Annotated in this window: 15 protein-coding genes and 1 pseudogene; 3 read left to right on the top strand and 13 right to left on the bottom strand. The window is 73.4% G+C overall.

Translation table 11 applies throughout. The annotated features are described in order from the left end of the window. Positions 1-3: 3 nt before the first annotated feature. From AC0NZQ_RS15085 to mraZ, 10 genes are all read right to left on the bottom strand, one after another. The gene (locus AC0NZQ_RS15085) at positions 4-1152 is read right to left on the bottom strand and encodes a UDP-N-acetylglucosamine--N-acetylmuramyl-(pentapeptide) pyrophosphoryl-undecaprenol N-acetylglucosamine transferase (protein WP_474530725.1); all 1149 of its coding nucleotides are present in this window, start codon (positions 1150-1152) and stop codon (positions 4-6) included. After that, the gene (ftsW, locus tag AC0NZQ_RS15080; RefSeq protein ID WP_474530722.1) at positions 1149-2618 is read right to left on the bottom strand and encodes a putative lipid II flippase FtsW; all 1470 of its coding nucleotides are present in this window, start codon (positions 2616-2618) and stop codon (positions 1149-1151) included. The genes AC0NZQ_RS15085 and ftsW overlap by 4 nt, the downstream gene beginning before the upstream one ends. Continuing rightward, positions 2615-3955, bottom strand: coding sequence for a UDP-N-acetylmuramoyl-L-alanine--D-glutamate ligase (gene murD / locus AC0NZQ_RS15075; protein WP_474530721.1), 1341 nt, complete (start codon positions 3953-3955; stop codon positions 2615-2617). Before murD ends, ftsW begins: the two co-directional genes overlap by 4 nt. Then, entirely contained in the window at positions 3948-5039 is a 1092-nt protein-coding gene (mraY, locus tag AC0NZQ_RS15070) for a phospho-N-acetylmuramoyl-pentapeptide-transferase (protein ID WP_474530720.1), read from the bottom strand. The genes murD and mraY overlap by 8 nt, the downstream gene beginning before the upstream one ends. Next, positions 5036-6469 (bottom strand): UDP-N-acetylmuramoyl-tripeptide--D-alanyl-D-alanine ligase, encoded by a 1434-nt coding sequence (locus AC0NZQ_RS15065; protein ID WP_474530719.1) that lies wholly within the window; start codon positions 6467-6469, stop codon positions 5036-5038. Before AC0NZQ_RS15065 ends, mraY begins: the two co-directional genes overlap by 4 nt. Then, positions 6466-7992, bottom strand: a complete 1527-nt coding sequence (locus AC0NZQ_RS15060; RefSeq protein WP_474530717.1) for a UDP-N-acetylmuramoyl-L-alanyl-D-glutamate--2,6-diaminopimelate ligase — start codon at positions 7990-7992, stop codon at positions 6466-6468. The genes AC0NZQ_RS15065 and AC0NZQ_RS15060 overlap by 4 nt, the downstream gene beginning before the upstream one ends. Before the next feature lies 1 nt (position 7993). After that, entirely contained in the window at positions 7994-10075 is a 2082-nt protein-coding gene (locus AC0NZQ_RS15055; RefSeq protein WP_474530714.1) for a peptidoglycan D,D-transpeptidase FtsI family protein, read from the bottom strand. Between the two features lie 155 nt (positions 10076-10230). Then, positions 10231-10887: a cell division protein FtsL gene (gene ftsL, locus AC0NZQ_RS15050; RefSeq protein WP_474530712.1), complete on the bottom strand. Its 657-nt coding sequence runs from the start codon at positions 10885-10887 to the stop codon at positions 10231-10233. Then, the gene (rsmH, locus tag AC0NZQ_RS15045) at positions 10887-11894 is read right to left on the bottom strand and encodes a 16S rRNA (cytosine(1402)-N(4))-methyltransferase RsmH (RefSeq protein ID WP_474530711.1); all 1008 of its coding nucleotides are present in this window, start codon (positions 11892-11894) and stop codon (positions 10887-10889) included. Before rsmH ends, ftsL begins: the two co-directional genes overlap by 1 nt. Positions 11895-12073: 179 nt before the next feature. Next, positions 12074-12505 carry a division/cell wall cluster transcriptional repressor MraZ gene (mraZ, locus tag AC0NZQ_RS15040; protein ID WP_474530709.1) on the bottom strand — a complete coding sequence of 144 codons (432 nt, stop codon included), beginning with the start codon at positions 12503-12505 and terminating at the stop codon, positions 12074-12076. A gap of 311 nt (positions 12506-12816) precedes the next feature. Here mraZ and AC0NZQ_RS15035 point away from each other — a divergent pair, with 311 nt between their 5' ends. From AC0NZQ_RS15035 to AC0NZQ_RS15025, 3 genes are read left to right on the top strand one after another with little or no spacing between them, the layout of a single operon-like run. Then, on the top strand, positions 12817-13782 hold the full coding sequence (locus AC0NZQ_RS15035) for an AAA family ATPase (protein WP_474531411.1): 966 nt from the start codon (positions 12817-12819) through the stop codon (positions 13780-13782). Between the two features lie 41 nt (positions 13783-13823). Further along, positions 13824-15107, top strand: a complete 1284-nt coding sequence (locus tag AC0NZQ_RS15030) for a DUF58 domain-containing protein (RefSeq protein ID WP_474530707.1) — start codon at positions 13824-13826, stop codon at positions 15105-15107. Between the two features lie 7 nt (positions 15108-15114). Further along, positions 15115-17532, top strand: coding sequence for a transglutaminase TgpA family protein (locus tag AC0NZQ_RS15025; protein WP_474530705.1), 2418 nt, complete (start codon positions 15115-15117; stop codon positions 17530-17532). 319 nt (positions 17533-17851) lie between these two features. Here the strand turns inward: AC0NZQ_RS15025 and AC0NZQ_RS15020 are convergent, their stop codons facing one another. The 3 genes and pseudogenes from AC0NZQ_RS15020 to AC0NZQ_RS15010 all read right to left on the bottom strand — a co-directional run bounded on the left by AC0NZQ_RS15020 (position 17852) and on the right by AC0NZQ_RS15010 (position 20855). Then, entirely contained in the window at positions 17852-18259 is a 408-nt protein-coding gene (locus tag AC0NZQ_RS15020) for a DUF3040 domain-containing protein (RefSeq protein ID WP_474530704.1), read from the bottom strand. A 679-nt stretch (positions 18260-18938) separates the two neighbouring features. Beyond that, positions 18939-20069 (bottom strand): annotated as a pseudogene (gene dinB / locus AC0NZQ_RS15015) (DNA polymerase IV); the annotation flags it as partial. Positions 20070-20087: 18 nt separating this feature from the next. Beyond that, positions 20088-20855: a class I SAM-dependent methyltransferase gene (locus AC0NZQ_RS15010; RefSeq protein ID WP_474530700.1), complete on the bottom strand. Its 768-nt coding sequence runs from the start codon at positions 20853-20855 to the stop codon at positions 20088-20090.

The following is a 20855-nucleotide window of genomic DNA, read 5'->3' as shown; positions in this document are numbered from 1 at the left end:
ACCTCATGGCGCGAACCTACGATGCTCGGCGGCCACGGCGAGCACGTGGCGGGCCAACACGACGTCCGCGTCACGTGCGCCGGCATGTGACGCCGCAGCAGACATGTGCGCCACCGTCGCCGGATCGACCAGCCGGGCGACGACCTCGCGCAGCACCCACTCGGCGTCGAGCTGCTTGTCCTCGACCAGCACACCACCCCCGGCGGTGACGATGGGCATGGCGTTGTAACGCTGCTCGCCGTTGCCGACCGGGTAGGGGACATAGGCGGCCGGCAGCCCCACCGCGGCCAGCTCGGCGCAGGTCATCGCCCCGCAGCGGCAGAGCGCGAAGTCGGCGGCGGCGTAGGCGTACTGCATCTGCTCCACGTAGGGCACGACGACAAAGGGCACCGCGGGGTCGCTGTCGATGCGCCAGTCGTTCTTCGGGCCGATGACGTGCAGCACCTGGACACCGGCCTCGCGCAGCCCGGCGGCGGCACCGGCCGCGGCCCGGTTGATCGACTCCGCCCCCTGCGAGCCGCCGAAGATCAGCAGCGTGGGGAGGTCGGGACGCAGTCCGAACCGCTCGCGGGCCTCGGTGCGCAGGGCGGCCCGGTCCAGCTGCGAGATCGCCGGTCGCAGCGGGATTCCGATGGGCGTGGCGTGCGGCAGCGAGCCCGCCGTCGACGCGGTGAAGACATGGGTCGTCATGCGCGCCGCGGCCCGGTTGGCCAGCCCCGGCTTGGCGTTGGCCTCGTGCACCACGATGGGCAGGCCGAGGCGACGGGCGGCCAGGTAGGCCGGGACCGCGACATAGCCGCCGAATCCGACGACCACCTCGGCACCGGTGCGCTGCAACACCTCCGCCGCCACCGACACCGCGGCGCGGACCCGACCCGGCGTGCGGAACAGATCACCGTTGATCCGGCGGGGCAGGGGCACCGGCGGCACCAGCTCCAGCGGGTACCCGCGCGGCGGGATGAGCGTGGTGTCCAGGCCCTTTGTCGTTCCCAGGGCGGTCACCTCGGTCGAGGAGTCCAGCCGTCGCACCGCGTCGGCCAGGTTCATGGCCGGCTCGATGTGCCCGGCCGTGCCACCACCGGCGACGACGATCCTCGCTCCGCCTTCAGCGTGAGATGCAGGCTGCTCGCTGCGCTCGGACCGGCGCGTCACGCTGACGCCCGCTTCGCCCGCGCCGCATCGCGGGCGGATCGCTCGTCGCGGCAGCGCTCATCGCCCGCGCGTTGCCGAGTTCCGGCACCGGGGGTGCGCTGGGAAGCCCCACGTGCGGCGGGGCTCGTCGCGCGAGCGCTCATCGCGTGAGTGGTCGCCGGCTTGCGCTGCACGTTCGCTCGTGTGCGCGGGGGTGCGTAGATCTTGGGGACGGGGATGCGGCACCAGCGTTCGATGCGGGATCGGCGGCCGAGGCGCTGGGCCCGGCGGGCGGCGTTGACGGCGTCGCGCTCGTGGCGCGCGAACGAGACGAGCATGCCGATGACGAAGAAGGTGACCACGAGCGACGTGCCACCGGCGGAGATGAGCGGCAGCGGGATGCCGGTGACCGGCAGCAGACCACTGACGTAACCGATGTTGATCACGGCCTGGCCGGCGAGCCAGATGGTGGCGCCGCCGCCGGCGATCCGGACGAACGGGTCCGCGCTGCGCCGCACCACCCGCATGCCGGCGTAGGCGAGCAGCCCGAAGAGCAGCAGCACCGCCAGGCAGCCGATGAGGCCGAGCTCCTCGCCGATGATGGCGAAGACGTAGTCGGAGTTGGCGTTGGGGACCCACCCGTACTTCGACGTCCCCTGCCCCAGCCCCACTCCGAAGATGCCCCCGGAGGCGAGGGCGTAGAGGCCCTCGACGGTGTGATAGCCGGTGGTGCTCGGGTCCTTCCACGGGTCGATGAAGGTGGTGAGCCGCTCGAGCCGGTAGGGCTCGGTGATGGCCAGGACGGTGACGGCCGCGGCGACCAGGCCGACCAGTCCGGCGAAGTAGCGCATCGGCATGCCGACCATCCAGAGCACGCCGAGGAGGATCAGCATGAAGCAGAGCGACGTCCCGAGGTCCGGCTCGAGCATGACGAGACCGACCACCAGCGCGAAGCCCGGCAGCAGCGGGACGAAGAGATGCCGTGCCCGCGTCAGCGTCCCCAGCTGCTGCTTGCGCGAGAGCAGGTCCGCGGCCCACAGCAGCATGGCGAGCTTGGCGTACTCCGAGGGCTGCAGCTGCAGCGGGCCGATGTCGATCCAGCGCCGCGCGCCGTAGACGCCGACGCCGATGCCCGGGATGAGGACGACGATCAGCGACAGCACCGCCAGCCCCAGCACCGGATAGGCGATCAGCCGGAAGGTACGGGGCGAGCTGCGCATGGCCAGCGTGAAGACGACCAGGCCCACCAGGACGAAGACCATGGTCTTGACGGCCTGGTTCCAGATCGAGCCGGTGCCGCCGTTGTCGCGGGCCGCGGCAATGGTGGTCGAGACCGCCATGAGGATGCCGAACCCGACCAGACCGACGCCCGCCAGGATGAGCAGCTGCACCGACGCGTACGGCCGGTCGAGGAACGAGCGGACCGCCGTCCGCGTGCGCGCGGCCGAACCGGGGGTCTCGACGGCGCGGGCGGCCGCCGGGCTCACGACCCCGACCCGATCGCCGCCCGGACCGCGTCGGCGAAGGCGTCGCCCCGTGCGCCGTAGCCGGCGAACATGTCGTAGGAGGCGGCCGCCGGCGCCAGCAGCACGGTGTCCCCGGACCGGGCCAGCCCGGCCGCTGCGCGCACCACGTCCACCATGACCCCATCGTCGCGGGAATCGAGCGTGATCACGGGAACATCACGCGCGTGTCGCCGAAGTGCCGCCTCGATCTCGGCACGGTCCGCTCCGAGCAGCACCGCGCCGGCCAGTCGCTGCCGGTGCCTGAGCACCAGGTCGGTGATGTCGACGCCCTTCAGCTGCCCGCCCGCGACCCAGACGATGCGCTCGTAGGACGACATCGAGGCGTCGGCGGCGTGCGGGTTGGTGGCCTTGCTGTCGTCGACCCAGGTGATGCCGTCGTGGACCGCGACCAGCGCGTTGCGGTGCGGGTCGGGGACGAAGGCGCGCAGCCCCGCGGCCACGGCCTCGGCGGGCACCCCCGCGGCCCGGGCCAGGGCGGCCGCGGCCAGGGCGTTCGCGACGTTGTGCCGGCCGGCCGGACGGACCTCGCCCACCGCCGCCAGCACGGCACCGTCGTCGCCGAAGGCCCGCGAGAGCAGCTGCCCGCCGCTGACGCCGAGCTGGCCCGCCGCCGGGGCGTCCAGGGTGAACGTCACCGCGGATTCGGGGGCCAACGCCATCACGCGCGGGTCGTCGGCGTTGGCGATCGCGACATCGGCGGTGAGGACTCCGGCCTTGGCCTGCTCGTAGGCCTCGAGCGAGCCGTGCCAGCTCAGGTGGTCCGGGGCCAGGTTGAGCAGCGCGCCGGCCGCGGGGCGGACCGACGGCGCGAAGTGCAGCTGCTGGCTGGACAGCTCGACGGCGAGGACGTCGAAGTCGCCCGGGACGGCGTCGATGAGCGACTTTCCCACGTTGCCCACCGCGATCGCGCGCAGCCCGGCGGCGCGCAGGATCGCCTCCAGCATGTGGACGGTCGTCGTCTTGCCGTTGGTGCCGGTGAGCGCGAGCCACGGCGCGGCGCCCTCGCCGCGCAGCCGCCAGGCCAGCTCGACCTCGCCCCACACCTCGACACCACGAACGAGCGCGTCGGCCAGCAGTGGGTGGTGCGGGGGGTAGCCGGGCGAGGCGACGACGAGGTCGACGTCTGCCGGAACCGTAGTGAGGCCGACGAGGGCGTCGGGGCGCTCGGCGATCGGCGAATCGCCCGTCACGCGTACCAGCGCGCCGGCCTCGGCCAGCGCGGCCGTGGCGCTGCGACCCGCCACCCCGAATCCGCAGACCAGCACGCGGCGGCCGCTCAGCTGGGCAGGATCAGCCATTTCCGAGGAAGTCCGCGTAGAACAACCCGACGCCGAAGGCGACGGCCATCCCGGCGACGATCCAGAACCGGACGATGATCGTCGTCGGCTCCCAGCCCGCCAGCTCGAAGTGATGGTGCAGGGGCGCCATCCGGAAGACACGTCTGCCCGTGCCGGTGCGTATTCGGGTGAACTTGAACCAGCCGGTCTGGATGATCGACGAGACCGTGATGGCGGCGTAGAGCCCGCCGAGCGCGATCAGCAGCAGCTCGGTACGGGTGAGGATGGCCAGCCCCGCCATGAGCCCGCCGAGGGCGAGCGAGCCGGTGTCGCCCATGAAGATCTGCGCCGGCGAGGCGTTCCACCAGAGGAAGCCAAAGCAGCCCGCCATCGCCGAGGCCGCCACGATCGCCAGATCCAGCGGGTCGCGCACGTAGTAGCAGCCGGCGACCGGGTCGCCGAGGCACTGGTTGCGCGACTGCAGGAAGGAGATCAGCGTGAAGGCGCCGAAGACCATGGCTGCGGCTCCGGCGGCGAGGCCGTCCAGCCCGTCGGTGAGGTTCACGGCGTTCGAGGTGGCCGAGATGATCAGGTACGCCAGGATGACGAAGCCGACCACGCCCAGTCCGATGGCGCCGATGTCGCGCAGGTAGGACAGGTGCGTCGAGGCCGGCGTCAGCCCGAACTGGTTCTTGAACATCAGCGCCATGACCGCGAAGGCGACGCCGACGAAGAGCTGGCCAAGGAACTTCGCCCGCGCCCGCAGTCCCAGGCTGCGCTGGCGGCGGATCTTGATGAAGTCGTCGAGGAAGCCCACGGCGCCGAGGCCCACCATGAGGAAGAGCGCGAGCAGGCCGGAGGCCTGCGGCCCGCCGTAGCCCTGTAAGGCCCGGACGATGTGCGCCGCGGTGTAGCCGATCACCGTCGAGGCGATGATGGCGACGCCACCCATGGTGGGGGTGCCGCGCTTGACCAGGTGGGTCTGCGGGCCGTCGAGGCGGATCTCCTGCCCGAAGCCACGGCGCCGGAAGTACACGACGACCAGCGGCGTGAGCAGGATCGACGTCATCAGCGAGAAGATCGCTGCGACGAGAATCGTCCTCACCGCGGCTCTCCCTTCTGCTGACCGGACCCGCCCGGCTCACCCTCGGTCAACGCTGCCGCGATCCGCTCGAGGCGCGCCGAGCGCGATGCCTTCACCAGGACGACGTCCCCGGAGCCCACCTCGTCGGCGAGCAGCTCCAGCGCCGCCGCCACGTCGGGCACCCAGCGGGCGTCGATGGCAGCTCCACCGGTCCGAGAGCCTTCCAGAGCGGCTGCGTCACGGATCGGGCGGGCTGCCTCACCGACGGCCAGGACGTGCGCTATACCCAGCTCCACGGCGCGGCGGCCGATGGCGGCGTGCTCGGCCTCGGCGTCCGGTCCCAGCTCGGCCATCGGCCCCAGCACGGCCCGGGTCGTCCCCGTCCGCTCGGCCCCGACGCGGGCGAGCGTCTCCAGCGCCGCGGTCATCGACTCGGGATTGGCGTTGTAGGCGTCGTTGACGACGAGGACGCCGTCGGCCCGTTCGGTGAGCTCCATGCGCCAACGGCTGGCGGCGGTCGCCGCCGAGAGCCGGCGGGCGGTCTCGGCGAGATCGACGCCGCATTCGAGGGCGATGGCCGCGGCGGCCAGCGCATTGCCGACCTGGTGGGCGCCGACGACCTGCAGTGCGACATCGGCCCGCTCGCCACCGCGCAGCATGGTGAAGCGGGGCCGCCCCACGGCGTCGAGGCTGACGTCGCCGGCCCGCAGGTCGGCGTCGGCGGCCAGGCCCACGGTGACCACCCGCGCCGCCGTCCGGGGCCGCATGCCGATCACGAACGGATCGTCGGCGTTGAGGATCGCCACGCCGCCGGGCGGGAGCGCCTCGACCAGCTCGCCCTTGGCCTGCGCGATGGCCTGCCGGGAGCCGAACTCCCCCAGGTGGGCGCTGCCCACGTTGAGGACGGCGGCGATGTGCGGCGGAGCGATGTCGGTGAGGTAGCGGATGTGCCCGACGCCGCGCGCGCTCTTCTCCAGCACCAGGAACCGGGTCTGCGCGGTGGCCCGCAGCACCGTCCAGGGGTGGCCGAGCTCGTTGTTGAACGACCCCGGCGGGGCGACGGTGGGACCGCTGGGCGCGAGCAGCTGGGCGACCAGGTCCTTGGTGGAGGTCTTGCCCGACGAGCCGGTGATGCCGACGACGGTGAGTTCGGGCAGCCGGCGGACCACCGCGGCGGCGAGCCGGGCCAACGCCTGCAGGGCGTCGTCGACCAGGATCACCGGACCGGGGACCGGACGGGTGACGACGGCCGCCACCGCGCCCGCCGCCAGTGCGGCCTCGACGTAGTCGTGCCCGTCCACCTGCTCGCCGTCGAAGGCGACGAAGAGCCCTCCGGGGCCGATCTGGCGGGAGTCGAATTCGACGGTGCCGGTGACGCGGACCGCCGGGTCGGCCCCGCTCAGGGCGCCGCCGACGAGCTGCGCGACCTCGCCCAGCGTCAGCTCGATCATGACCGCGCCTCGAGGGCGGACCGCAGCACGAGCCGGTCGTCGAAGGGGTGCACGGTGCCCGCGACCTCCTGCCCGGTCTCGTGGCCCTTGCCCGCGATGAGCACGGTGTCGCCGGCCTCGGCCATGGCCACCACGGCGGCGATGGCCTCGCCCCGATCGCCGATCTCGACGACCTCGCCGCGCTGCCCGCTCGGCACCGACGCGGCACCGGCCAGCATCGCTCGCCGGATGGCTCCGGGCTCCTCCGATCGCGGATTGTCGTCGGTGACCACCAGGACGTCGGCCCCCCTCGCGGCGATCTCGCCCATGTGCGGCCGCTTGCCGCGGTCGCGATCACCACCGCAGCCCAGCGCGATGATCAACCTGCCGCGCGTCAGCGGCCGCAGCGCCCGCAGCGCCCCGTCGACGGCAGCGGGCTTGTGGCTGTAGTCCACGACGGCGAGGAAGTCCTGGCCCGCCTCCACCCGCTCCATCCGACCGGGCACCTGCGCCGCGCCGACCGCCTCGGCGACCGCGCCTCCGCGGACGTCCTGCAGGTCCAGGACGGTCCAGGCCAGCGCGACGTTGGCGACGTTGTAACGGCCGGGGATGGCGCAGCGCAGCGACTGCGAGCCCCACGGGCCCAGCAGCGTGAAGGCGCTGGTGCCGTCGGCGTGCTCGGTGACGTCGACCGCGCGGACGTGGGCAGGCTCGGCCGACGTGCTCACCGTGACGTTGTGCTGCCGCGTCACCTCCGCGGCCCGGCGGCCCCACTCGTCGTCGACGACGACGACGGCCCGCGGCGCCGACCGGACGAAGCGCAGCTTGGCGGCGAAGTAGTCGTCCATGTCGCGGTGGAAGTCCAGGTGGTCCTCCGACAGGTTCGTGAACCCGGAGACCGCATAGTCCACGCCGTCGGTACGCCGCATCGCCACCGCGTGACTGGAGACCTCCATGACCACCGGCCCGACGCCCCGCTCGGCCATCACGGCAAGCAGGGCGTGCAGCTCGGGAGCCTCGGGGGTGGTGAAGCCTGCCGCCAGGGTCTCGTCGCCGATCATGGTGGCCACGGTGCCGATGACGCCGACGGTGTGGCCGGCGGCGGCGAGCCCGGCCCGGATCAGGAAGGTCGTCGTCGTCTTGCCGCTCGTGCCGGTGACGCCGAGCATCGTCAGCCGCCGCGCCGGATGGCCGTAGACCCGCGACGCGACAGGGCCGAGCGCGGCGCGGACGTCCGCGACGAGCACCCGCGGCACGGACGGGTCGAGCCGGGCGGCGCCGGCCTCGTCGGTGAGCACGGCGCGCGCCCCGCGCCCGATCGCGTCGGGGGCGTAGATCACCCCGTGGGCGTTGCTGCCGGGCAGCGCCGCGAAGAGGTCACCGGGGCGCACCAGACCGCTCGCGGCGGTGACGCCCGTGACGTACTCGTCGTCGCCGACGAGCCGCCCCTCGGCAACGGCGGCGACCTCGCTCAGCGGGAGCGGATCGGTGCGTACCGGACGCGGGGCGGCCTCGTGCGGATTTCCGGACGAACTGGCGGGCACGTCAGCACACGTTAGCGGGCAGGTACCGGCGGTCCTGTCCGGCGCACACCATCAGCGGCACGTGCTTGGGCTCCGAGCCCGTCGGCGGGACCTTCGCCCGCTGCAGCTCGTAGGCGGCGATATGGTGGAACAGCGGCGCCGCCACGTCGCCGCCCTCGAGGCCGTGCGCCGGGTTGTCGACCATGACGGCGACGACGAACTGCGGATCGTCCGCCGGGACCATGCCGGCGAAGGTGTCCCAGTACATCGAGTTGGAGTACCGGCCACCGTTGTTCGGGTCGGGCTGCTGCGCGGTGCCGGTCTTGCCGGCGACGCGGTAACCGGGGACGGCCGCCTTCACGCCCGTGCCACCGGGCATCGCCACCGACTCCAGCATGGTGCGGACCGTGCGGGCCGTCTGCGGGGTGACGACGCGGATGCCGGCCGGTGTCGCGGTGCGCTTGGTGGTGCCGTCCGACATCGTGATCGAGCTGACGATGCGCGGCGGGACGCGGACGCCGTCGTTGGCGATGGTCTGGTAGATCGAGGCGAGCTGCAGCACCGTCATCGACTGCCCCTGGCCGAAGGGGAGGTTGGCGAAGGTGGAGGCCGACCAGTCCTTGTACGGCGGCAGGTAGCCACTGCTCTCACCGGGGAGCTCGATGCCGGTCTTGGTGCCGACGCCGAACTTCTTCTCGAAGGCCAGCCAGCGCTGCGGGCCGAGCTTCTCGGCGATCTTGAGGGTGCCGACGTTGGACGACTGCGCCAGGATGCCGGTGGCCGTGTACTTCTGCGTCGGGTGCGTCCAGGCGTCCCGGACGGTGACGCCGCCCATGCGCAGGCTGTCCGGGGTGCTGATCACCGTCTGCGGCGTGATCACGCCTTCCTGCAGCGCGGCCGCGAAGGTGATCGACTTCTGCACCGACCCCGGCTCGAAGGCCGACATCACCGGGGGGTTGATCGGCTTGTCCGGGTCGATGGTGTTCGGGTTGCTCGCGTCGAAGGTGCCCGAGGAGGCGAGCGCGAGCACCTGTCCGGTCTTGGTGTCCAGCACCGCCATCGTCGCACCGCGCGCACCGGACTGCTTGACGTCGCTGTCGAGCAGCTGCTGCGCGGTGTACTGCAGGTTCTGGTCGATGGTGAGGGCGATGGTGGCGCCGTTGCGGGCGGGGTCGATCGTCGCCCGGCTGCTGGGGTTGACGTTGCCGATGTTGTCGATGGCGTAGGTCTGCTTGCCGTCGTGGCCGGCGAGCAGCTTCTGGTATTCCGACTCGATCCCGGCGGCGCCGGTGCCGTCGCCGTGGACGGTGCCGACGATGTTGGCCGCGGTCGTGCCGCCGGGGTACTCGCGCTGGGTGGTGGCCTGCGTGTAGATGCCGGGGAGGTTCAGCTTGTCGGTGACAGCCGTGATCTTCGCGGCTCGGCTCGGCGCGAGCGCGGTGGCCAGGACGGCGTACTTGCCCGGCTTGGAGAGGGCGGCGACGACATCGGCCTGCGAGCGGCCCAGCAGCGTGGCGAGGTTCTCGGCGTAGAGCTCCCGCTTGGCGGGATCGACCTGGCTGGGGTCGGCGGTGATGTCCTGCGCTTCGGAGGTGTAGGCGAGCGGGGTGCCGTCCCGGTCGACGATCTGTCCGCGCAGCGCGTGCAGGGTGATGGTGCTGACGCGCTGGGCCGCCGCGGCGCCGGCGTAGTCCTTGTGGTCGACACCCTGCAGCTGCACCATGCGGCCGCCGATGATGAGCAGCAGCGTGCAGACGGCGGCGAAGCCGTAGCGCAGCCGACCCTCGACCGCGCCGAGTCGCAGCGTGCGCTTGCGCCGCGGCGGACGCGCGGGACGGACGGGGCGGGTGACGGCGGCCGGGCGGCTGCGCTGGTCGGCATGCGGTGCAGAACGAGGTGCAGAACGAGGTGCAGAACGAGGTGCAGAGCCGGCGGCGGCGTACGGACCTCGTGCCGCGGGGCGGGCGGCGGGTCGCTGCTGTTGCTGCTGCCGCGGTGGCTGCTGCGGCTGGCCCAGCGGCGGGCGGGACTGCTGCCGGGGGTGCTGCGAGGCGCCCGGAGCCTGCCGGCCGGCGCTCCCCCGCGGTGGCTGACCACCACGCACGCCGGCCGGCGGCTGTCCGGGCTGCCGGACTCGGCCGCTCGCGGCGGCACGAGGTCCGGCGGCGGGAGCAACCCCCCGCGGCGCTCCCGCACGTCGGCCCGGAGCGCTCCGGGGATCCACCGGCGGACGTCCTCGCGACGGCTGCCGGCGATCGGTCATCGGGTTCCTCCCGGAAGGGTGACGACGGGGGTCGGGGTGGGCGTCGGGGTCGGGCGGACCGACGGCGTGCCGCTCGGCGAACGGGTCGGCGTGGCCCCCGGCCGGGACGATGTCCGCCCGGTCGGGCTCGCGGTGCCGCGACCGGGGCTCGACGTGCTCGTCGAGGTACCGGTCGGCGTGGCTGTGGGGGTGGCAGTCGGCTTCGGCTTCGGCTTCGGCTTCGGGGCGACCGGGACGGGCGGGGCGGTGACGGCCTTCGGCTTGCCCATGACCCGGGCCTTGCCGTCCGGGTCGATCACCACGAAGGCGGGGTTGCCGGCCGGGACCATGCCGAGCTCGGCCGCGGCGCGGGCCAGGTTCTCCGGCGCCGAGGAGACGGCGATCTTCATCCTGAGGTCCTGCAGCTTGGCCGCGACGGCGTTGTCCTGCTGGACGAGTTCGTGCCGGCGCAGCTCGTTGGCTGCCGAGACGGTGTTCAGGAACAGCAGCAGCGCCAGGCCACCGACGAGCAGCACGCCGACGAGCAGCACGAACGGCACCCGCCGGGCGCGGGGGCGCGCAGCCTGCCCAGGTCGGCCGTCGGCGTGGGCCGGAACGTCACCGAAGCCGGTGGCCTCGCGGGCCCGCTGGACGATGTCGAGGGGTGACAGCATCAGCTCGCCTCCCTGATCCGTTCGGCGGCGCGCAGCCGCACCGAGGCTGCCCGCGGGTTCGCGGCGATCTCGCCGTCCGAGGCGGGTTCGGAGCCCCGGCGCAGCAGCTGCAGCTGGGGTCCGCTCCCCGGCAGCGACACCGGAAGTCCCTCCGGCGTCGTGTCCGTGGCGAGTTCGGCGAAGGCCTGCTTGACGATCCGGTCCTCCAGCGAGTGGTAGGCCAGGACCACGATCCGGCCACCTACCGTGAGCGCGTCCAGGGCGGCGGGGACGGCGTCGCGGACCGCGTCCAGCTCACCGTTCACCTCGATCCGCAGCGCCTGGAACGTCCGTTTGGCTGGGTGGCCCCCGTGCCGGCGCGTGGCCGCGGGAATCGCGTCACGCACCAGTTCGGCCAGTCGTGCACTCGACCGCAGCGGGGCCACCCGGCGCTCGCGGTCTATCGCTCGGGCGATCCGCAGCGCGAATCGCTCCTCGCCGTACTCGCGCAGCACGCGGGCGAGTTCCGGCACGGTGTAGGTGTTGACGACGGTCTCGGCGGTGGTGCCCGCGGTCTGGTCCATCCGCATGTCCAGCGGCGCGTCCTGGGCGTAGGAGAAGCCGCGCTCGGCGACGTCGAGCTGCATGGACGAGACGCCCAGGTCGAAGAGGACGCCGTCGACGCCGTCGATGCCGAGGTCGGCCAGCACTTCCGGCATCCGGTCGTAGACGGCGTGGACGAGGTGCACCCGCGCGCCGAAGGGGGCCAGCCGCTCGCGGCTACGGGCCAGTGCCGCCGGGTCGCGGTCGAGGCCGACCAGGGTCAGCTGCGGGTGCGCGGTGAGCAGGGCCTCGGCGTGCCCGCCCAGGCCGAGGGTGGCGTCGACGGCCACGGCGGGGCGATCGGTGAGGGCGGGGGCCAGCAGGGCGAGCACACGCTCCAGCAGGACCGGGACGTGCACCGCGCCGGCTGTGGCGCCTGCGGCGTCGCCGCCGAGACGGCCGGTGCCGCGGGGCGTCTCGTCCATGCGCGCTGCTCTCTCGCTCGGGGGTGCGGCCTCGGGGGTGGGCCGCGGGGTGGGGCGAAGTGGGGAAGCGGGTGGGGCGGACCTGCATTCGGGTCCCCGCCCGTCCCGCCTGGCGCCGGGGAAGTGACGTCAGGAGGCGGACGGGAGGAGGCCGGAACTCAGGTTCGGGGCAGCTGTGCTCAGAGGACGCCGGGCAGCACCTCCTCGGCGATGTCGGCGAAGGCAGGCTCGGTGGCGTCCAGGTACTCCTGCCACGCGGCGGCGTCCCAGACCTCGATCCGGGTGTTGGCACCGATGACGACGCAGTCCTTCGTCAGACCCGCGTAGGCCCGCAGAGTCGGGGGCACGGTGATCCGGCCCTGGCCGTCCGGGGTCTCGTTGGAGGCGCTGGCGAAGAGGACGCGGCTGTAGTCGCGGACGCGGCGGTCGGTGACCGGAGCGGTCCGCAGCGCGTCGGTGACGCGGCCGAACTCGGTGACCGGGAAGACGTAGAGGCACCGGTCCTGTCCCTTGCAGATCACCAGGCCTCCTTCCAGTTCGGGGCGGAACTTGGCCGGCAGCGCCAGCCGTCCCTTGTCGTCGAGCCGTGGCGTGTGAGTACCGAGGAACACCGGCACTCACCTCCACTGGGGCGGGCATCCACGCCCTTGCTCCCCACTCTCCCCCACTGTAACCCACTTCATGCCACGGTCAACGCCGAAGACGGCGTGTCAGATCCACTTCTCGGAGGCGGACCGAGGGCTGAACGTGCCCGGTCCCGGGCAAGCTCGGCATACTCGACAACGTCGATCTCGCACGCGCCCGCGCGTGCTCCGCCGCCTGCGACAGGACCCCTCACGTGGACGACCTGCACGACTCCCCCGAGGTCGGGGACACCGGCCGCCCGGCCCGTCACGCCGGACCCGAGGCCGAACCGGCACCGGTGCTGCCGGTGGCCGCGGTCCACGACGCCTGCGCCCGCATCGCCGGAAACATCGAGCGGGTCATCGAGGGCAAGCACACCGCCGTCGAGCTCGGCCTGACGGTGCTGCTCGCCGAGGGCCACCTCCTCATCGAGGACGTTCCCGGCGTGGGGAAGACCAAGTACGCCAAGGCGCTGGCGCGCTCGATCGACTGCTCGGTCCGCCGGGTGCAGTTCACGCCCGACCTGCTGCCCAGTGACGTCACCGGAGTGAGCGTCTACAACGCCGACGACCGCGACTTCGAGTTCAAGCCGGGGCCGGTCTTCGCCAACCTCGTGGTCGGCGACGAGATCAACCGCGCCTCGCCCAAGACGCAGGCGGCGCTGCTCGAGTGCATGGAGGAGCGTCAGGTCACCGTCGACGGCGAGACCTACGGCCTCGAGGCACCGTTCATGGTCCTGGCCACGCAGAACCCGGTGGACATGGAGGGCACCTATCCGCTCCCGGAGGCGCAGCGCGACCGGTTCACCGCCCGCATCTCGATGGGGTATCCGGACCGTCGCTCCGAGGTCGCCATGCTCGGCGAGCACGCTGCCCTCGACCCGCTGGACGCCCTGGGGCCGGTGTCGGACGCCACCGAGATCCGGGCGCTGATCGCGGCGGTCCGGACCGTGTACGTCTCCGATCCGGTCAAGGAGTACGCCGTCGACCTCTCCGAGGCGACGCGCCGGGCCGGTGAGATCCGTCTGGGCGCGTCACCGCGGGCCACGCTGCAGCTGCTGCGCGCGGCCAAGGCGCGGGCGGCGATCACGGGACGCGACTACGTCATCCCCGACGACCTGCAGTACCTGCTGGTGCCCGTCTTCGCGCACCGGCTGCTGCTGACCGCCGAGGCACACGTCGCCGGCCGCTCGACCGCCGACCTGCTGACCCGGATCGCACAGGTGACGCCGATACCCGGCGCCGCGGTATCCGGGTCATACTGACTCGTGACCCGCAGCGCACTCCGGCCCGCCTCCCCCGCGGCATGAGGTCGCGTCGCATCGGCTTCACCACCCGCGCGAGCTGCCTGCTCGCCGCCGGCGTCACCGCCGTCCTCTGCGGCGTGGTGCTGGGCGAGACCGACCTGCTCCGCGCCGGTGTCCTGGCCGCGGCCATCCCGCTGGTGGCGGCCGCGGTCGTCCACCGCTCGCAGCTGCGCATCGCCAGCCGCCGCACCGTCGAGCCGCGCCAGGTCGCCGCCGGGCAGGCGGTGACGGTCCATCTCACCCTCACCAACCGCGCGGCGCTCCCCAGCGGGACGCTCATGCTGGAGGACCAGCTGCCCGCCAGCTTCAGCGGCCGCGCCCGTTTCGTCCTCGATCCGCTCGAGCGCGCCGAGGCCCGGACCGTCTCCTACCGGCTCCCCGACCTCGGCCGCGGCCGGTACCGGATCGGTCCGCTGCACGTCCGGCTGAACGACCCCTTCAAGCTGATCGAGCTGACCCGGTCCTTCACCGCCACCACCGAGTTCCTCGTCTACCCCGCCCTGGACGAGCTGCCGCCGGCCGAGCCGCCGCGCAGCGACGACATGGGCGACGGGGCGGGCAGCCACTCCGTCGGCTCGCACGGCGCCGACGACGCCTCCACCCGCGAGTACCGGATCGGCGACGACCTGCGCAAGATCCACTGGCGCTCCTCGGCGCGGACCGGCTCGCTGATGGTGCGCCAGGAGGAGCGGCCCTGGCGGTCGCAGACCACCGTCTTCCTGGACCAGCGGGCCGCCGCCCACGCCGCGGGGCCCCGACAGCCCGGCCGGGATCCCCGGCAGACCGACAGCTTCGAGTGGGCGGTGAGCGCCGCCGCCGGCATCGCCGCGCAGGCGCTGCGCGCCGGTCGCGAGGTCGGGCTGCTCGGCGACCCCCACCGGGCCGAGCCGGTGCGCTTCTCCGGCCGCGACCACCTCGCCACCCATCTCGCCACGGCGCAGCCGTCGGAGGCACCGACGCTCGCCACGCTCGCGGGGTCCATCCGGACCGCGGCGCGTGACTCGGCCCTCGTCGCGATCCTGGGGCGGCTGGACGCGAGCTCGCTACGCCAGCTGGCCGGGGCACAGCCGCGCGGCCGCTCCGCTCCCGCGCTGGCTCTCGTGCTCGACACCCCGACCTGGCACGACACGGCCGGCGACGACACGACGGTCGCCGCCGCCGATGTCGTCACGGTGCTGCGCGCCGCCGGCTGGCGCGCGATCGCGGTGACGGCCGAGCTCGGGGTCCCGCGGGCGTGGCAGCTGCTCACCGCCGGCGCCGGTCAGCCGACGGGTCGGGGGTGAGCATGCGATGAGCCTCGGCACCGCTCCCCCGCGACGCGCATCGTCCACCGACGGCCGGCGTCCGACGCCGCCGCGCCGGCAGGCGCACCCGGCGGTCCGACGCACCCTGCTCGCCCTGCTGGCCTCCTGCCTCGGCGTCGTGCCGCTGCAGAGCCTCTTCACCGACTCCGGTTGGCTGCTCGACGTCTGGTTCAGCGCCGTGGTCGTGGTGGGGCCTGCCGTCCTGCTTCGGTTGCGTCGCCCGCCCGGCGCGCTGGACATCTGGCCGGGGATCGTGCTTCTCGTCCCGTGGCTGACGCTGCGGTTCCTCGGCGACACCGCCTTCGCCGGCATCGTGCCCACCGGGCAGACGTGGTCCGCGCTGTCGACGCTGATGTCCCGGCTGCACGAGACCACCCGCGAGGAGGTCGCCCCGATCCACACGACGGTCGCGGTCCGGTTGGTGCTGTGCGCCCTGGTCGGATTGCTGGCCGCCCTGGTCGATCTCATCGCCGTCGTCGGCCGGCGAGGCGCCCTGGCGGGGGTGCCGCTGCTCATCGTCTTCACCGTCTCCGGTGCGGTGCCGCGGCAGCCGGTGGCCTGGCCGTGGTTCGCCGTCGCCGCCGCCGGTTTCCTGCTGCTGCTGGCCGTCGACGCCGGCGACGAGCACGAGCAGTGGGGACGCCGGGTCCGCGCGCCGGGCCGACGGGGCAGCGGCCGGAACAGGGGCCGGAACAGGGGCGGCTCCGCGCTCGCGGTGACGGCGCCGCGTATCGCCGTGATCGCCGTCCTCGTGGCGGTGCTGCTGCCGCTGGTCGTCCCCGGCGAGTCCCGGAACCTGCTCGCCAACGCCTTCCACGGCGGCAGCGGGTCGGGGGGATCGGGCGACGGCAGCGGCGGCCGGATCAGCCCCTTCGCCAACCTCAAGGGACAGCTGAACGAGCGGACGACGAGGACGCTCGCGCGGGTGCAGATGCTGGGCCGCGGTGAGGTCGACCCGTACTACCTGCGTACCAACGTGCTGTCGGAGTTCACCGACAAGGGGTGGCGCCAGGGCTCGCACGGCGAGCTGTCGGACATCTCCGACGGTGACTTCCCGGTCGCGGCCGGCGGCAGTCCCGAGTCGGTGAGTCTGGCCGCGCGCATCGACGTCACCGGACTGCGAGAGCCGGGCGTCTTCAACTATCCCACCTCGATCACCGGGCTCGACGGCGCGCGGTGGAGCCGCCAGGACCAGTTGCTGCAGTCGGTGCAGCTGCGCGACGGCGACCAGTACACGGTGCGTTTCGCCCAGCCCGACCCGACGGTGCAGCAGTTGCGCGAAGCGCCGGGCGACATCGCCCCTGAGGTGAGCTCGCAGCTCGAGGTCCCCCGGGATCTCTCCGACTACGTCCGCAATCTGGTCCGCGACCAGATTGCCGGCGCCACCACGCCCTATGCGAAGGCCCGCCGGCTGAGCGACTTCTTCGCCAACCCGGACAACGGCTTCACCTACAGCCTGCAGACGAAGGACGGCGACTCCGACGACGACCTCGTGACCTTCCTGCAAGAGCGGCAGGGCTTCTGTCAGCAGTACGCGGCCGCCATGGCCGTCATGCTCCGGGTGGCCGACGTCCCGGCCCGGGTGGTGTTGGGCTATCTGAACTCCGGTCCGGACGGCGACGGCCGTTTCGACGTCACCACCCGCGACGCGCACGCCTGGGTCGAGGCGTGGTTCAGCGGCATCGGCTGGGTGCCCTTCGACCCGACCCCGGCCTCGGGGCTGCCCGGTGGCGGCGGGACGCTGGCGTGGGCACCGCGTGACAACGAGACCTCCGGCCCCAGCGGCTCCACCTCGGCCGCTCCGACGACGCGGTCCACGACCACCGCACCCTCGTCGGCCGCCGCCGCCTCGACCACCTCCGAGACCGCCCCGCAGGCTGTGAAGAGGTCGCCCTCCTCGGACACCGGCTGGCTGCTCGCGGCGGCATTGGTGCTGGCGCTGGGAGTGGCGCTCTCGCCGGCCGCGCTGCGGTCGTCGCGCCGGCGGCAGCGTTACCTCGCGGCACGGCGTGACGGCAACGCCGAGGCGTTGTGGGCGGAGCTGACCGACACCGCGGTCGACCTGGGTTACGTCTGGTCGCGGGCGCGCTCGCCTCGTCAGGTCGCCGCCTGGCTCGCACCACAGGCGCCCGGCGCGCAGGATGCGTTGCGGGCACTGGCCGACGCCGTCGAACGGACCCGGTACGCCGGCGGGGCGGGCGGAGCAGCCCCGGCCGGCGTCGAGGTCGCGGTCCGGGCTCTGGGCGACGTCACCGGCGAGCTGCGGGACCGCCGCAGCACCCGGACCCGGCTGCGCGCCCGGCTCTGGCCGGCCTCGCTGGGCTGGACGGCCCGGCTCGGCCGACTCGGTGGACTCGGTCTCGGCGGCGGACTCGGCGGCGGGCGCGGCCGGCGTGAGCTCTGAGCCGACGCCCGGCTGACCCGACGCCCGGCTGACCCGACGTCCGGCGCGGAGCCGACACCCGGCGCGGAGCCGACACCCGGCGCGGAGCCGACACCCGGCGCGGAGCCGACACCCGGCGCGGAGCCGACACCCGGCGCGGAGCCGACACCGGGCTGGCGGCCCGACGCAGCAGGTCAGGCGCGCCTGTACTGCCGGCTCCGGGCCACTCCGGAGACGGCGTCGTCACGGCTGATCACCGGCCGGTCACCGTTCCCACGCAGACGACGAAGGCCGAGCCCGCGGGCTCGGCCTCGATCGTCGCGCTTACCGGCGCGGTCCGTCAGTTCTGGTCGTCGAAACGGCGACGCAGACGGTCTTCCATGCGACCGCGCAGGCCGCTGTTGTTGCCCTGCTTGGCAGGACGGCCTCGGCTGTCGGGACGCGTCGCGTCCTCGACGGTGTCCGGCGTCCGGCTCTGGTCACGACCACGGACAGCGGTGACGGCGAACCCGCAGGCACCCACCACGAGCACGAACCCGATCACGCTGGGCCAGATGATCTGGGAGACCAGCCCCACGAGAACCAGCCCGAGACCCACGAGGACGCCGAGCACGCTCAGCGTCAGGGCCCGGCGAGCGCGGGACTTGGCCCGTGCTGAACGCACGGAGGCGGCGAACTTGGGATCCTCGGCGTAGAGCGCCTGCTCGATCTGGTCCAGCAGCTTCTGCTCGTGCTCGGAGAGCGGCACCTGGGCCCTCCTTCGTTGCCCGGTCGCGGGGGGCGGCCGGCGGCTTATAGCGATGGATGCGGCGACGTCCGTAACTGAACGTGCCTGATTCGAGCATACGAGCCGAACGACAGGATCGAAAGTTTCACCTCGAAGGAATTGCTCATGGATCGCCGGACGACCCGCGGGTCTCCGTGTCGCCGGTGAGATCCCGATGCTGTCGCTCCGCTGGCGGCCGGGCGCGACCGCCGGCGTGCGGCGGTGGTGACGCCCCGCGCCCCGGAGCGGCCAGCAGCGAGCCGGGCGTCACCGCGCCGGCGCCGAAGCGTGCCCGTGCGGCGTCGATGATGCGGTCGATGCCCTGCCCGGGACGCGCCGCGCCGGCCGCGGACCGCGGTCTCGCCTGGCGCGCCGCAACCAGGGATGCCGCTTGCGGTTCCGCCGCATCCGAGGCCGCCACATCCGAGGCCGCCACATCCGAGGCCGCCACATCCGAGGCCGCCACATCCGAGGCCGCCACATCCGAGGCCGCCACATCCGAGGCCGCCGCCCCGCCGGCAGGCACTGCACCGGCCGGAACCCCGGACCCGACCGGTCCGGGCACGGCTCGCGTCGGGCCGGTCGGCGTCGGGCGACCGCCGGGCGAGCCCGCACCCGACGAGCCCGCCCCCGACGAGCCCGCACCGGATGACCGGGAAGGTGGCTCGCCAGCCGCCAGATCCAGGGTCAGTTGCTCGGTCGCGGTGGCGGTGTCGACCAGATTCTCGGCCTTGACGCCGACGAGCCGGATCTTTGGATCCTCCAGGTCGAGGGCTTGGTAGAGCTCGAAGGCGATCTGGTGCAGGACCCGAGTGCTGTCGGTCGCCACCGGCAACGTGCGGACCCTGGTGATGGTGCGGAAGTCGGCGAACCGGATCTTGATGCCGACGGTACGAGCGACGAAGCCACGCGAGCGCAGCCGGGTGCCCACGTCCTCGGCCAGCCGCAGCAGCTCGTGGCGCACGTCCTCGGCGGCGCTGAGGTCCCGCTCCAGGGTACGGTCGGAGCTGATGGACTTCTCGACCTCATCGATCTGCACCGGACGCGGGTCGACACCGTCGGCGAGCGCGCTCAGATGCTCGGCGGCAGCGTTGCCCACAGCGTGTCGCAGGGTGTCGCGAGGTGTGGCGGCGAGGTCGGCGACCGTGCGCAGCCCCAGCCGGTGCAGCGACTCCGCCGTCCGCTCCCCCACGCCCCAGAGCGCGGTGACCGGCAGCGGGTGCAGAAAGTCGAGCAGGCGGGCCGCGGGGACCACCAGCATGCCGTCGGGCTTGCACCGCGCCGAGGCCAGCTTGGCCACGAACTTCACCGGCGCCACCCCCACCGAGCAGGTGAGGCCGAGCTCCGCGAGGACCCGGGCGCGGATCGCGGCGGCGATGACACCGGGTCGACCCTGACGACGCACCGCGGCCGCGACGTCGAGGAAGGCCTCGTCTAGCGAGAGCGGCTCCACCAACGGGGTCACGTCGCGCAGGATCGCCATGACCTGCGCCGAGGCGGCGGTGTACGCGGCGCGGTCCGGTGGCAGCACCACTGCCTGCGGGCAGAGTCGCAGTGCCCGCGTCATCGGCATGGCGCTCCGGACCCCGTACCGGCGCGCCTCGTAGGAGGCGGCGGCGACCACGCCCCGGTGGCTGCCGCCGACGACGACGGGACGGTGGGCCAGCTCGGGCCGCTTCTTGATCTCGACACTGGCGAAGAAGGCGTCCATGTCGACATGGAGCACCGTGCAGCCGGTGTCGTCCCCGTCGAAGCGGCCCGCGGTACGAGGCAGCTCGTGGCTACGGCCCATGACGTCGGGGCTGACTTCCTAGACCGGTGCGCGTCGCAGCAGGATGTGAATCCGACCGGCGATCTCGGCGAACGGTGACCGCGACGCCGCGGCGGCGTCGAGCTCCCGGACAGCCTGCCTGGCGCCGCTGGTGTCGCCGGCCGAGCCGGGGACCACATCACTGAAGACGCCGATGCCGTAGCGCCCCACGACCGTCAGCCCGGCTTGCTCGGCCAATCCGACGATGGCATCGGTGTCGACCCGCGCCGAGCTGGCGGGAGTCTCCAGCCGTCGGAGTTCGGCCAGCGCCGCGACCGGGTCACCGGCGAGCGCCCGCGCCAGGACGGCGGCGGCGGGGTTGGCGACCAGGACGCTCAGCAGCCCGCCGGGGGCCAGCACCGCTGCCATGGCGGCGAAGGTCTCCGCCACCGACGAGACGGCGTCGCCGGTGTCGAGGATGCCGTGCGCCAGCACCGCGTCGAAGCGGGTCTCGCCGACGAGCGCGGCCAGATTCTCGACGTCACCGGCCTGCGCGTGGACCGAGGACGAGACGCCGGCCTCCTCGGCGCGGCGACGCAGCGTGGCCAGCGCGTCGGCGCTGATGTCGACGACCGTGACCTCGGCCCCTGTCGACGCGAGCGGAACGGCGTAGGCGCCGCTCCCGCCGCCGCAGTCGAGGACCCGGGCAGGCCCCGGAACCGCCTGCGGCGCTCCGGCACGGGCAGCCTGCAGCTGCTCGGTCAGCTTCTCGATGACGAGTGCGACCCGGCTGCCGCCGGAGCGGTCACGTCGGGTGTCGGTCTGCAC

Source organism: Jatrophihabitans sp. sgz311053 (assembly GCF_056135305.1).
The sequence above is the reverse complement of the archived record's forward strand: the minus strand, read 5'-3'. Positions and strand labels throughout refer to the sequence as shown.

Excerpts from the sequence above, each read along its gene's own strand:
- ftsL (WP_474530712.1), bottom strand. The coding sequence starts at position 10,887 with ATGCTGTCACCCCTCGACATCGTCCAGCGGGCCCGCGAGGCCACCGGC.
- AC0NZQ_RS15030 (WP_474530707.1), top strand. The coding sequence starts at position 13,824 with ATGAGGTCGCGTCGCATCGGCTTCACCACCCGCGCGAGCTGCCTGCTC.
- AC0NZQ_RS15025 (WP_474530705.1), top strand. The coding sequence starts at position 15,115 with ATGAGCCTCGGCACCGCTCCCCCGCGACGCGCATCGTCCACCGACGGC.
- AC0NZQ_RS15065 (WP_474530719.1), bottom strand. The coding sequence starts at position 6,469 with ATGATCGAGCTGACGCTGGGCGAGGTCGCGCAGCTCGTCGGCGGCGCC.
- murD (WP_474530721.1), bottom strand. The coding sequence starts at position 3,955 with ATGGCTGATCCTGCCCAGCTGAGCGGCCGCCGCGTGCTGGTCTGCGGA.
- rsmH (WP_474530711.1), bottom strand. The coding sequence starts at position 11,894 with ATGGACGAGACGCCCCGCGGCACCGGCCGTCTCGGCGGCGACGCCGCA.